This is a genomic window from Micrococcus sp. GPGPB33 (assembly GCF_037853785.1).
GTDB lineage: Bacteria > Actinomycetota > Actinomycetes > Actinomycetales > Micrococcaceae > Micrococcus > Micrococcus luteus.
In genome coordinates, this window is the sequence record NZ_JAQMWO010000002.1 from 99,040 (window position 1) to 112,225 (window position 13,186).

A 13,186-nucleotide genomic window follows, 5' to 3' on the forward strand; every position below is an offset into this window, starting at 1 on the left:
GCGTCCTCCTGTGGGGGTCTCGGCCGCGCAACCGGGGGCGGCGCGGGATGCGGCCAGGAGGGGGCTTCAGTGCCGCAGCGGGTCAGCATGCTGACGCGCGGCGGCGGCCTCGTCGATCACGGAGCGCGCGCTCCCTCGCCTGGGCAACCTGGACAGGATAGCACCGGCGCCGGCGGGCCGGCTCAGACGCCCGCGCGCCGGGACCGCTCCACGATGCGGTCCAGCTTGCGGCGGTGAGCCCGCTCACCCGCAGACGCGCCGTGGGATTCGTCGTCCTCCTGGGCGCTCAGCAGCAGGCCGCAGCCGAGCACGATGGCACCGAAGATCGTGATGAACACCTCACCGAGCTGAAGGGAGGTGACCAGGATGATGACCGCGGCGGCCTCGACGGCCACCCGCGACGGCGATCGGTGCGTCCGGGCGAAGGGCCGCAGGCACAGCCACAGGTAGGCGCCCACCACCACGATCAGGAACGGCCAGCCGCCCTCCACCAGCAACCCCAGATAGGAGTTGTGGAAGAACATGGTCACGTTGTCCAGATCGACGAAGGCGGTGGAGAGCCCCTGGCCGAAGAACGAGGTGTCGGCCACCTTCTCCGCGGACGCCTGCTGGATCTCGGCCCGGAACCAGTCCGTGCCCGTGCGGTCTCCGAAGATGCCGAGGTCGGCCAGGTTCTCCTCGGCCCAGCTGACGAACCAGCCCATGACGACGGCGAGTGCGATACGGAGGACCCGCCCCAGGTAGGGGCTCACGAGGATCCACACGACGGCGCAGAGCAGACCGGCCATCGAGGTCCGCGAGCCGGTGAGGAACGTCAGGGCGAAGCCGGCGCCCAGCACGAGGAGCTTGGGGCCCAGGCGCTGCATGGTGGCCACGAGCAGCACGGGCAGGAGCGCGTAGAAGAGGCCGGAGACGTTCTTGTCCCCCAGGAACCCGGTGAGGTAGCCGCCGTAGGTGTCCGGGGCCAGGCCCGCGTAGAAGAGGGGCACGTTGATCAGTGCGCCGGCCGTCATCCCGTAGAGGACGCCCTTGATGTCGATCCTCTCGCTGGCGATGGCGTAGATCAGCAGGATCAGGAGCGTGATCCTCGTGGCGCGACGCGTGGGGTCGAGGTCGTTGTGCACGGTCACCGCGACGAGATACGCCACCAGGGCCAGTGCGACGAGGGCCAGCACGCCGTAGTGGGAGAGGTCCCGGCGGGGCTGCCGGAATGAGGCGAGGAGCAGCAGAAGGATGGCGGAGAACTCCGCGAACGGGATCGGCAGGCCGGGAGCGGTGAACGCATCCATCACCAGGCCGATGGCCAGCACGGCCTCGAACAGCCGCGGTGAGGCCGGCGTGACCAAGGGGTTCCACGGGGAGCGGGTCCACGCGGCCTGACCGTCCGGGAAGAGGCCGAGTGAGGGGTGACGCCTGGCAGGCCGGGCCTCGGGTGGCGCGACGGCCCCCATGGCGCGGGCAGCCGTCCGGTCACGGGGCGTGCTCGGGCGCATGGTGCGGAACCTTTCGTGGACGCCGGGCAATACTCGGCTCAGCGTAGCGCGGTGGCGGGCCTCGTCCTCGGGGCCTCAGAGCGCACGGTGGGTGTTGGTACCGTGGACCTGTGCGTTTCCTGGCCACAACGGCCCGCGCATCCCCGTCCATGACCCCCGAGGTGCCCCGTGACGATCGTCGACTTCTTCCGCCTCCTGCGCGCCAACCTCCTGCTGCTCCTGGCAGCAGCCCTCGTGGGGGGTCTGTTGGGTTGGGGCTACTCCGCACTGCAGCCCCGGATCTACGCGTCCGAATCTCAGGGGTTCCTCGCCGCCCGGGCTGCAGATCAGAGCCTCATCACCAGCAACCTGCCCGCCGAGAGCCGGGCTCAGGCCTACGTCGCCCTGATCAACAGCGAGGCCGTGCGTGAACGCGTGGCACAGGACACGGGGCAGGACGGCGACGGCTCGCTCTCCGCGGTGCTCGTCCCCGAGTCCAGCATGATCAAGGTGACCGCCACCTCGACGGATCCCGAGACCGCCGCGCAGCTGGCGAACAGTGCACTGCAGGCGACGGCGGACGTGGCGGCGGACGTGGACAAGAACAGCCCGCTGGAGGTCGTGCCGCTGTCCGATGCCCGCGTGCCCTCTGCCCCCGTGAGCCCTGACACCCGGCGCAACGTCCTCTTGGGCGCGGTGGCCGGACTGGGTGCGGGACTCGCCATCGCCGTGCTCCGCCGCCTCCTGGACGTGAAGGTGCGCAGCCGCGCCGACGTGAAGGAGATCACCGGCGCCGGCGTCATCGGGGCCGTCCCGGAGAACGCGTCCCTGACCCGCACGGGCGAGGAGGCCGTGGACCTCGACCCCCGGGCCGGCGAGGCCATCCGGGCGCTGCGCACCAATCTCAAGTTCGTCTCCGTCGACGAGCCGCCCCGCGTCGTCTCGTTCACGAGCGCGGACCCCTCCGAGGGCAAGTCGACCGTCGCATCGAACCTGGCCCGCGCCCTGGCCCTGGCCGGCGAACGGGTGCTCGTGGTGGACGCCGACCTGCGGCGGCCCCGGCAGCACGACCTCTTCCAGGTGGCAGGCGACGTGGGCCTTTCCGAGGTGCTGGCCGGTGAGGTGCAGCCGGACGACGCCCTCGCGGCCACCGGCATCCCGAACCTCACGCTGCTCCCCGCCGGCCGGACGCCCCCGAACCCGTCGGAGCTGCTGGGCTCGAAGCGCATGCGGGCCCTGCTGAAGCTGGCATCGGAGGACTTCTTCGTCATCGTCGACTCCCCTCCCCTGCTGCCCGTCACGGACGGCTCCCTCCTAGCCACGGCCGTGGACGGGACTGTGCTCGTGGTGCGTCAGGGGCGGACCCGCAAGGACCACCTGGAGGCGGCTGTGGAGAATCTCTCCGCGGTGGACGCGCATCTGCTGGGCGTCGTCATGAACGGCGTCGCGCGCTCCCAGCGCGGCGGCGGCTACTCCTACGGCTACGGGTACGCGAGCACGTACCAAAAGTCCCATGACAAGTACCTGCAGGGCACCGGCACGGCCGGCAAGGGCGGAAAGAAGTCCCGTCGGGCCGCACGCGCGAAGAAGGGCTGACGCCAGTCCCCTCCACGCGCTGGGGCCCCGCACCGTCCGGTGCGGGGCCCCACTACGTCTGTGCACGCCGGCCAGTACTGGCGGCGACCTCGTCGATCACTGAGCGCGCGCTCCCTCGCCTGGGCAACCCGGACAGGGTTGCACCCACGCGACGGGGGCGGGTCGGCTCAGAGGCTGTGACTCTGCACCTGCGCCGCGTCCTCGGCATCCGGCGTGGCTGCCGAACGCCCCTGAGCGCGGGGAGGGTAGGGGCCGCTGTCGCCGTTGCGGCGTTCGAAGTGCAGGGTCTGGGGCGACCGCGGGCCGTTGGGCCCGTCCGGATCCACGACGATCTCCCGGTACGCCCAGTAGTCCAGGGGCACGCACCTGCCCCCCTCCATCTGAGAGAAGCTACTGGTGTGCACATGGAAGTTCTCGAGGTAGAGCCGCCCGTCATCCTTGACGTTCTTCGGGTCGATGGTGCCGGTGTACGTCCAGGTGTAGGGGGTGTACATGAAACCGTCGGCCTTGGTCTGCGGATCACCCGTCTCAGGACGCCCCCACTTCGCGGAATGCTGGGCGCCTGCACTCCAGGTGATCTTGTTCTGCTTGACGTGGTCACCGCGCACCCAGTAGACGAGCTTGGCGCCGCTGTAGCTGGCGTCCTTGGAGACGTCGTAGAGGTAGAGCCCCCAGGGCGCGCCGTCGGGCGTGCGGCCCCCGCCGGAGGGCGCCGAATTCACCTCAAGCCTACGGTTGCAATTGCTAAGCTTTGGGTACGTAACCTGCACCCAGCCGTTGATGCCGGGATCCTTGCGCGGCGAAGCGGCGAAGGACGGTGCCGCCGAGACCATGGCGACGGCGGGGACAGACCAGGCCAGACCGGTGGCGACGGCGCGCCGGCTCGGGCCTGACGCGGGGGTGGAAACAGAGCGAGCGTTCATGACGGGGCCTTTCGGGGGGCGATGTATGCCAGATGTATTTTCTCTGAGCAGACGCGATTTCTGCAAGAGTATCAGCGCGTACCACCCGTCATTTCTGACAGGTGGTCCCGCAGGCGTTCGCGCTGGTCCGGGGCGGTGTAGCCGACGGCGGCCAGGGGTCCGAGGTCGAGGGCGCTGTTGGTCGGCCGCGGGGCCACGCCCTCCTTGCCGGCCAGGTACGCGGCGGTGGTCGTGGCGGAGACGCGCGCGGCGTCGTGGCCGGTGTCCTCGAAGACCCACCGGGCGACGTCGTGCCAGGTGACCACGTCGCCGCTGTTGGTCATATGGAACGTGCCCGTGGGCGCGTCCGTGGTGACCAGGTGCAGCAGGGCGTCGGCGAGGTCGTCGGCGAAGGTGAGGCGGCCGTGCTGGTCGGTGACGACGGCCGGGTCGATCCCGCGCTCGGCGAGGGAGGCCATGGTGGCCACGAAGTTCTTCCCCTCCCCGATCACCCAGGAGGTGCGGACGATCCAATGCCGCGGCACGGTGCGCACCGCGGCCTCGCCGGCGGCCTTCGACTGGCCGTAGACGCCCAGCGGCGCGAGCGGGTGGTCCACCGGGTGCTCCTGCCCCACGGGGAGGGCGCCGTCGAACACGTAGTCCGTGGACACGTGGGCCAGCGGCACGGACGCGTCCGCGCAGCGGCGGGCGAGCTCGGCGACGGCGGTCGCGTTGACGGCCCACGCCTGGGCCCGGCCCTCGGGCGTCTCGGCGGCGTCCACGGCGGTCATGGCGGACGCGTTGACCACGGCGCGCAGGCCGCGGAAGTGCTCCCGCGGCCACGACGCCGGGTCGGCCATGTCCCACGTGTCGCGGCCGTGGGCCTCCACGGGGATGCCCGCGGCCTCGGCGCGGGCCACGAGGGCGCGGCCGAGCTGGCCGCCGGCGCCGAGCACGAGGATCGGGGCGGGCGGCATGGGGGTGACGTCCGCGAGCATCGGGTGGGCGCGGTCCTTGTCCGAGAGCTCGGCGTCCTCGAGCGGGATGGGCCAGGCGATGGCCGCCGTCGGGTCCGCGAGGTTGAGGAACGTGTACCGGCCCTGCGCGTCGGCGGACCAGTGGTCGTTCACCAGGTACGTGTAGGCGGTGTCCGGCTCGAGCGTCTGGTAGGAGTTGCCCACCCCGCGCGGCACGAAGACGGCCTTCTCCGGGCCGAGCTCCACGGTGGCGACGGCGCCGAAGGACGGCCCTTCGCGCAGGTCCACCCAGGCGCCGAAGATCCGGCCGTGGGCGACGGCCACGTACTTGTCCCACGGTTCGGCGTGGATGCCGCGGGTGGTGCCGACGGCGTCGTTGAAGGAGATGTTGTTCTGCACCGGGGCGAGCGAGGCGAGGCGGGGGTGCTCGGCGGCGAGGGCGCGGATCTTCTCGCGCTGCCAGTTCTCCTTGAACCAGCCGCGGTTGTCCCCGTGGACGTCGAGGTCGAGGACGAGCAGGCCGGGGATGGCGGTCTCGGTGATGCGCATCAGCGGTGCCCCCTCACTGGCCCTGGGCGCGGTAGGTGGCCTCGACGGCGTCCTTGGACGGGCGCCACCAGGCCTCGTTCTCGCGGTACCAGCGGACCGTGTCCGCCAGACCGGCGCGGATGTCCGTGAACTGCGGCTCCCAGCCGAGCTCGGTGCGCAGGGCGGTGTTGTCGATCGCGTAGCGCAGGTCGTGGCCCGGGCGGTCGGCCACGAGGTCGTAGTCGTCCGCGGGGCGGTCGAAGAGCTCGAGGAGGATCTCCACGATCTCCCTGTTGTTCCTCTCGCCGTCCGAACCGATCAGGTACGTGCGGCCGATCTCGCCACGCTCGAGGATGCGCAGCACGGCCGAGGAGTGGTCCTCCGTGTGGATCCAGTCCCGGACGTTGACGCCCTGGCCGTAGAGGCGGGGGCGGACGCCGTCGATCAGGTTGGTGATCTGGCGCGGGATGAACTTCTCGACGTGCTGGTACGGGCCGTAGTTGTTGGAGCAGTTGCTCAGCGTGGCCTGCACGCCGAAGGAGCGGACCCACGCGCGCACCAGGTGGTCCGAGCCGGCCTTCGAGGCCGAGTAGGGGCTGGAGGGGTTGTACGGGGTGGTCTCCGTGAACTTCGCCGGGTCGTCCAGCTCGAGGTCGCCGTAGACCTCGTCCGTGGACACGTGGTGGAACCGCTTGCCGTGCTTGCGGACCGCCTCCAGGAGGACGAAGGTTCCGACGATGTTCGTCTGGATGAACGGCGAGGGATCGTTCAGCGAATTGTCATTGTGGGACTCCGCCGCGTAGTGCACGACGGCGTCCGACTCGGCGACCAGGCGGTCCACCAGGGCCGCGTCGCAGATGTCCCCGACCTCGAGAGTGACGCGGTCCTCCGGCAGGCCGGCGAGGTTCTCCCGGTTGCCGGCGTAGGTCAGCTTGTCCAGGACGACGACGTCGTGCCCGGTCTCGCGGACGACGTGGTGGACGAAGTTCGATCCGATGAACCCGGCGCCGCCGGTGACGAGGATGCGCATGGGGTCACACTATCTGGAGCGCTTCAGCTCACCCATCGCCGCCTGCCCGGGCGATGCCGCGCGTGCGGGCCGGACGACGCCTCAGGCCCAGAAGATCCCACTAGTCTGGCAAGAGGTCTCAGGACACACCCAGTCGACGATGGAGGGCCATGTTGGAGTCACCGCGGCTGTCAATCATCATTCCCTGCCACCGCAGCGGACAGCCCCTGAAGGACCAGATCACGGCTCTGCTGTTTCAAACCGATGCGCCGCCAAGGGAAATCCTGCTGTGCGACAACGGAGGAAATGCGTGGCTGCGATCCTATGTCGCCGCTCTCCGGCCCCTGCCTGATGGCGTGACCGTCCGCGTGGTCGACGCCGAGGAACATCGCGGTGCGGCCTTCGCCCGAAACCGTGGCATCAGCGAGGCGTCGGCCGACAGACTCGCGTTCTGCGACGACGACGACGTCGTCCACCCCGACTGGTGCCGGCTCGCTCACGAGTTCCTCGCCGACTTCCCCGTCGTGACCGGTGGAGTGGTGGTCAAGGAGGACATACAGCTCGCCGGCAAGTCACTCGCAGAGAAACTCGAGATGCTGGTGGCAGAGACCGTGCCAGTCCCCCCACGTCCTGCAGGGCGGGGGTCGATGGGGCCCGCCCTCATGGGCGGGAACTTCGCCGCCCGACGGGACGTCCTCCTAGCTGTTGGGGGGTTCGATGCGGCCCTCGTCCGCGGCGGCGAGGACAACGACCTAGCCTTCCGCCTCGACCGCGCCGGCGTGCCGATCACGGACTGCGGAGCCATGAGCATCATTTACGCCCGGCCCTCCGCATGGCGTGACCGCGTCCGCACGCAGGCCCAGGCGGGACGTTCACTTGCGGAGGCCGCTTCGGCGCGGGACGCTTGGCATGCGGTGCCCGAATTTGGCTCCGCACCGACCGCAGAACTGGCCCGCGCGGGCGCGGCTACGGTCGCTATGGCCACTGGGCTGAAGGCACGCGACTGGCCTGGCGCGGTCGATCGCTTAGCGACGGCTTGGGGACTCTGCGACGGGTGGACGCGCCATCGAGTTCTCCGGCGGCAGACCAAGCCGCGAATTGGTCTGGGACTGGGCTCCTCAAGGCACCCACACAACCCGGGCACGACCGTTTTGGTGGTCGCCTACAACCACGCTCCCTACGTCATCGAGACCCTGGAGAGCATTCGACGTCAGACCGTTCCCCCGGTTCGGGTCCTCATCGCCGATGACGCATCGCCAGGAGACGGCACTGCCGAGGTGATCCGGCGCTGGCTCGCGGATGCCCCGTCGTCGTTCGAATTCCATCCCAATGCCATCAACATGGGCCTGAACCCGACCCTTAACCGGCTGCTGGCCAAGGTGGACACCGAATTCGTCACCTACATCGCGGGTGACGACACTATGCGCGAGGATCGGATCGCGATCCACGAGGATCTTCTGCGGACCGCTCCAGATGATGTCGTTCTTGCCTACAGCGACGCCGTGGTGATCGACGAGAACTCCTCGGTGCTCCACCCGTCCTCGCGCATCGAGTTCCCGTGGCCAGACGAGCCACGGCGCAGCGAGGACACCCTTGCCTGTCTCATCGAGTCCAACTGGATCCCGGCAGCGTCGTTCTTCATGCGCACAGCTGTTCTTCGAGAGAAGGGCGGCTACGCCGAGGACCTCTTCTACGAGGACTTCGAGCTCCTCACCCGTCTAGCGGCGCGATATCGCTTCGCCTACACGGAGGAGCCCCTTGTTGCCGTCAGGCGCCTGACAACCTCTCTGGGCACAGTGGGGTTCGCGCATGACAGTCCCCGTTTTGTCCGGTCCATGTTCGCGGCCTTGCGCAATGCGGAGCACGGCACATCGGAGGAGGCCAGGGAGCTTGCGCAATCACATCAGTGGGAGCTGACAAAACGGGCCGCACGCATCGGCATGCCATTACGCGAGGTGCTGGCAATGTTTCAGGGCAGCTGGCGCGGCGCAGCGACGCCGGCCCACGCGGCCGCCCACCTTGCTCGAATGATCGGGCAGCGAGTGGCCAGCTGAGGGGGCACGAGCCTCTCCAAGGCAGGCCCCAGGGTGGACAGGGCCCGCTTAGAGCGGAGCGGGGCCGATGTGTTGGAGCAGGTGGTCGGCGCGACGCTGGGTCGTCGTTTCGAAATCGTTTGTCGCTACGAGGTCGAGACCTGCCTGCCGTGCACGAAGGAGTGCCTCGGGGTCATCGATGAGAGATCGCAGAATCTCCACCATGCCGTCGATGTCTCCCCTCGGCACCGCCCAGCCCACACCATGGCGCCGCACGAGCGGGCTCAGCGTGGCGTTCGCGTAGCCGAGCACCGGTGCACCTGATCCCAGGGACTCGAAGTAGGTACAGGACGGGTCGCCCTGGAGGTGGGGCAGCAGCATGAGGTCGACGGTGTCCCGTACGTCGTTCAGCCACTCGGTGCGGTAGTCGCGGAATCCACGGAACTGGACCCAGCCTTCCGCGCGGTCCTGCAGTGTCTCGCGCATTGGCCCGGTCCCCAGAAAGGCCATCTCCACCGGCAGACCCGCCCGGCGTGCCCGATGGGCGACTTCAAGAGCGTACTCAGGGCCCTTGATCGGGTCCAGTCGACCGGAGAAGGCCATGCGAAGAGGACCCGCGCCGTCCCATGCCCGAACGGCACGCGCGGCTGCGACGTCTGCGGCGTAGATTCGATGGTCCATGAAGGCCAGCGGGGTGGCTGACTGCTTACCATAGGCCCGGAAGGCAGCAGGTCCGTTGCACTGAAGAGATCTCGCTTTCCGAGCCTGTCTGCGTAACCCGGCCTCGACACGAAGGAGTCCGACCGCTGCACGAGCGAGCGGGATTCCGGAGGACGTCGCACGGTGGATGCCGAGACGGATGCCGTAGTCCACCTCGGCCGTCAGTACTGCGGGCGTACGGGCTTCGGTCATCCCTCTCCAATGGGGTGCCAGGAGACCCAGCGTCAGGTCCAGGCCCAGGGAATCGATCTCAGCCGGGACGGGCTGAGCTTTGACGATGTCGAAACCCAGGCTGTCGACGTCTGCGGTCACGTAGGCCAGTGGGAGCGGTTCGGGGATGTCATTCACCGCAGGCGCGAGGACGATGACCCGTCCTGGCCAACTGCGAGCCAGCTCAGTCAGGCCCGAGAATCCGCGCGCCTCCATGGCAACCAGGCCACCGGAAGAGAGGATCGGACCGGGTAGCACGTATCCGAGCCGAGGGCCCGGTGTAGACGGCACATTGAGACCGAGGGGCATCAGGCGCTTCCTTCCCCGTACCGGTCCCCGGGCACGGCGAGCCATTCCGGCAAGAGGAGTGCGGACTCAGAGTACGGATAGTGGCGTCCAAAAAACAGCGGCGCTACGACCCTGCGCGGTCGCTGCCCGGGGGGTCGAGAGGAGGCGAGGTAACCGCCCCAGTATGAAAATGTAGAATTAGCCAGGATCAGGTTATCCGCGCTCGAGACCTGGGCCAGGTCTTGGAACATGTCATGTGGCGAAGGCATCACCCGGACATCGCCGCCCGCAAACAGGTCCGACAGATGGGTCACGCACCAGTCGGGATCGTCGGAGACAAAGACCACCGGCGCCCCTCCCGGGGAGTCGATTTCTTCGATCGCCACCCGCACGAATTCACGAACGTCGAATCCGTAATGACGCCGGAATTCTGGGTTGCTGTAGTAGTCGCCGCGCCGCACGTTCACCACCGTGGCCCCCGGCGTGACGGTGCCCCAGCGCTCGCTGAAGGCCGACCCCTGGAGGAGCATGTCCCGGCAGAACTGCTTCAGGTCCGGGTAGAGGAAATCCACATTGATCTCGTGACCCCATTCCACGGTCCGTGACTGGAAGAAGGAAACCTTGTCCTCCGTCACCGTCAGTTCGCGAAGTCGCGGGAATTCCTGGAGCCACGGTTCCATTTTGGGCTTGTACCTCACAAGCCAACTCACCCCGGTGGACCGTTGACGAGCCCACGCGGTCACCCACAGGAAGAGAAAATTCCCACCGTTCATGGGTTCATTTCCCCAGATCACGTACGGCTGACGTCGGCGGATCGGAGCCACACCGCGTGCGATGGCATCTCTGACGACTTGCTGCACAGGGTGATCATATCCGGCTTCTGCTCACACTGAGGGGATCCTGTACACCCACCGTGCGTACCCCTCAGACAGGACCCTCTGCTCCCGATAGCATCACAGCATGAAGGGCATCATCCTCGCCGGCGGCACGGGCTCCCGGCTGCATCCCATTACCCACGGCATCTCGAAGCAGCTCGTCCCCGTCTACGACAAGCCGATGATCTACTACCCGCTGTCCACCCTCATCCTCGCGGGCATCAGCGACATCCTTGTCATCACCACCCCACACGACGCGGAGCAGTTCCAGCGCCTCCTCGGCGACGGTTCCCAGTTCGGCGTCTCTCTGACCTATGTGCAGCAGCCTTCCCCAGACGGCCTTGCCCAGGCGTTCATCCTCGGCGAGGAGCACATCGGAACCGACCACGTCGCCCTTGTGCTCGGCGACAACATCTTCTACGGCCCCGGCATGGGCCAGCAGCTGCGCCGTCACACCCAGGTCGACGGAGCCACCGTGTTCGGCTACTGGGTGGCGGACCCCAGCGCCTACGGCGTGGTGGAGTTCGACGACGCCGGCAAGGCCGTCTCACTGGAGGAGAAGCCCGAGGAGCCCAAGAGCAACTATGCGGTGCCCGGGCTGTACTTCTACGACAACGACGTCGTCGAGATTGCGAAGAGCCTCAAGCCGTCGGCACGCGGCGAGCTGGAGATCACCGACGTGAACCGCACCTACCTGGAACGCGGCAGCCTCAACGTGGAGGTCCTGCCGCGCGGCACGGCGTGGCTAGACACGGGCACATTCCACGACCTGAACGACGCGTCCAACTTCATTCGCACGGTCGAGTCCCGCCAGGGACTCAAGGTCGGTTCTCCTGAGGAAGTGGCGTGGCGCCAGGGGCTCCTTACAGATGAGCAGCTTCAGGAACGAGCCCAGCCACTGGTGAAATCCGGCTACGGCCGCTATCTGCTCGACCTGCTCAACACCGCAAGATGAGCATGGAAACCGTCGTGCGCGCACGAGGACATCACACCGACGCCGTCATCGTGACGGCCCTGATCGTGGCCCTTGTGGTCCTCCCCGCGATTGTTGCAGGCACCGCCGGTGCGCTCTGGATTCCTCACAACGACTCGTGGGCTCATTCACGGATCGCCGCTTCGTTTGCCGAGACCGGCCGGGTGCATCTCGTCGGATTCAACCGGGCCTCGATGGTCGGGATGATGGTGCCCCTAGGTTCGCTTGCGTCCAGCGTCGTCGGCCAGCATGTGTTCGTGATGCTCTGCGGAGCCGCCATGATCGGCTTCTCTTACGGCACGGCGCGACGGGTTCTGCCGAGGGGCCGCTCGTTGCTGGTCGCGGCGTTGGTCGGAGTAGCTCCAGGCTTTGCACTGCTGTCGACGTCCTACATGACTGATGTCCCGATGATGGCGGGCATTGCGGGTGGTCTGTACTTCGGTGCCCGCTACCTCGACGGCGGCGGCGTCCTCAACCTCATCGGGAGCATGGCGTTTGGGCTGTGGGCGACCACGGTTCGAGAGCAGGGCCTGGCAGCAGTGGCGGCGGTCGCGGTGACCGCCTGGCTCGTTCGACGGGACAGACGGCGCGTCATTTTCGTCGCCTCCCTCGTCACGCTGGTCGCTATCGCCGCCTTCGAGGTCTGGCGCCGGTCACAGCCAGGTGACGATCCGCCCATGGTCGATCCCACAGTTGGAGGCGCGGTGCGGGCCCTCGCAATGGGGGTCATGACCTTGATGTTCGTGTGTTCTCCGGCGGTCCTACTCGGCGCCTCAAAGCCGCGCTCCGCCGCGGCCTGGTCTTTCGGCACGGCAGGTGCCCTCACTACGGCAGGGCTAGTGTTCCTCCTCGGGCGGGGCGCCCTGCTGGGAAATTACCTGGCCGCCGACGGCGCCTACATGGCCATGTCCCACGGCGCACGTGACACGGTGCCGGGCTGGCTTCTCTGGTGCGCCGCAGGGCTGGCGATCCTCGCCGGCACCACGGTGGCGGCCCTGTGTGGCGATGTCGTGGCGCGTGCACGTCGTCGCCCAGGCCGTCCATGGCGACCGGCTGGTCAACCCGTCGTCCTGCTCATGGCCTCGTTCTTGCTGATCTACCTCGCGGGCATCACAGTGCAGACGTTCTCGGGCCAGGCGATGTTCGAGCGGTATCTCTACCCGCTCATCGTGCCCCTGAGTGTGCTGGTGCTTCGGGCCACACGGACCCGGGCGGCCCAGAGGGCCGCCGCCGCGACGGCCGCCCTCATCGTCGTGGCCTCCACTGCCCTGGTGACTCTTCATACGTGGTCGAGCACGGGCGTCGTGTGGCAGGCGGCGGAGGAGCTCGTGGCGGAGGGGCTGGCGCCGCAGGACGTGGACGCCGGATTCGCCTGGGTAGGGCTGCACTCGAACGTGGGCGTAGCAGAAGATCCGGCTCGATCAGACGTCGTCGGCGGGTGGGCTGCACTCTTCTCCGACTCGCGTCAGTGCGCCGTCGTGTCCATGGGAGACCCCGTGGCAGCCACGGAACCCGTTCGGACGATCACCTACACGAAGTACCTGTTCTTCGGACAGGACCGTGTGGTCATCGAGCGCCTGGACCCCTGCCGCTGACGACGGCG

General features: G+C 68.1%; 10 protein-coding genes. 4 read left to right on the forward strand and 6 right to left on the reverse strand.

Annotated elements, in window-relative coordinates:
• Window positions 1-182: 182 nt before the first annotated feature.
• The gene (locus POD19_RS00535; protein WP_340309240.1) at window positions 183-1,346 is read right to left on the reverse strand and encodes an O-antigen ligase family protein; all 1,164 of its coding nucleotides are present in this window, start codon (window positions 1,344-1,346) and stop codon (window positions 183-185) included.
• Window positions 1,347-1,661: 315 nt separating this feature from the next.
• Between POD19_RS00535 and POD19_RS00540 the strand changes: the two genes are divergently transcribed.
• Window positions 1,662-3,068 (forward strand): polysaccharide biosynthesis tyrosine autokinase, encoded by a 1,407-nt coding sequence (locus POD19_RS00540; protein WP_340309241.1) that lies wholly within the window; start codon window positions 1,662-1,664, stop codon window positions 3,066-3,068.
• 167 nt (window positions 3,069-3,235) lie between these two features.
• Here POD19_RS00540 and POD19_RS00545 read toward each other — a convergent pair whose 3' ends face one another.
• The 3 genes from POD19_RS00545 to rfbB form a co-directional block, all read right to left on the reverse strand.
• A complete protein-coding gene (locus POD19_RS00545) occupies window positions 3,236-3,991 on the reverse strand; it encodes a hypothetical protein (RefSeq protein WP_340309242.1) in 756 nt (251 codons plus the stop codon).
• Between the two features lie 71 nt (window positions 3,992-4,062).
• Entirely contained in the window at window positions 4,063-5,496 is a 1,434-nt protein-coding gene (locus tag POD19_RS00550; protein WP_340309243.1) for a bifunctional dTDP-4-dehydrorhamnose 3,5-epimerase family protein/NAD(P)-dependent oxidoreductase, read from the reverse strand.
• A gap of 13 nt (window positions 5,497-5,509) precedes the next feature.
• On the reverse strand, window positions 5,510-6,505 hold the full coding sequence (rfbB, locus tag POD19_RS00555) for a dTDP-glucose 4,6-dehydratase (protein ID WP_340309244.1): 996 nt from the start codon (window positions 6,503-6,505) through the stop codon (window positions 5,510-5,512).
• 149 nt (window positions 6,506-6,654) lie between these two features.
• Here rfbB and POD19_RS00560 point away from each other — a divergent pair, with 149 nt between their 5' ends.
• Window positions 6,655-8,538: a glycosyltransferase family 2 protein gene (locus tag POD19_RS00560; RefSeq protein WP_080695914.1), complete on the forward strand. Its 1,884-nt coding sequence runs from the start codon at window positions 6,655-6,657 to the stop codon at window positions 8,536-8,538.
• Between the two features lie 48 nt (window positions 8,539-8,586).
• Here the strand turns inward: POD19_RS00560 and POD19_RS00565 are convergent, their stop codons facing one another.
• Both POD19_RS00565 and POD19_RS00570 read right to left on the reverse strand, forming a co-directional pair.
• The gene (locus POD19_RS00565) at window positions 8,587-9,756 is read right to left on the reverse strand and encodes a glycosyltransferase (protein ID WP_145950468.1); all 1,170 of its coding nucleotides are present in this window, start codon (window positions 9,754-9,756) and stop codon (window positions 8,587-8,589) included.
• Window positions 9,756-10,595: an alpha-1,2-fucosyltransferase gene (locus POD19_RS00570; protein ID WP_144081958.1), complete on the reverse strand. Its 840-nt coding sequence runs from the start codon at window positions 10,593-10,595 to the stop codon at window positions 9,756-9,758. The genes POD19_RS00565 and POD19_RS00570 overlap by 1 nt, the downstream gene beginning before the upstream one ends.
• A 100-nt stretch (window positions 10,596-10,695) precedes the next feature.
• On the opposite strand from POD19_RS00570, the gene rfbA reads away from it, so the two are divergent.
• Together rfbA and POD19_RS00580 are read left to right on the forward strand one after the other, a co-directional pair.
• Window positions 10,696-11,565, forward strand: coding sequence for a glucose-1-phosphate thymidylyltransferase RfbA (gene rfbA, locus POD19_RS00575; protein WP_036317379.1), 870 nt, complete (start codon window positions 10,696-10,698; stop codon window positions 11,563-11,565).
• Window positions 11,562-13,178: a glycosyltransferase family 39 protein gene (locus POD19_RS00580; protein ID WP_080695917.1), complete on the forward strand. Its 1,617-nt coding sequence runs from the start codon at window positions 11,562-11,564 to the stop codon at window positions 13,176-13,178. The genes rfbA and POD19_RS00580 overlap by 4 nt, the downstream gene beginning before the upstream one ends.
• The last annotated feature ends 8 nt before the right edge of the window (window positions 13,179-13,186 follow it).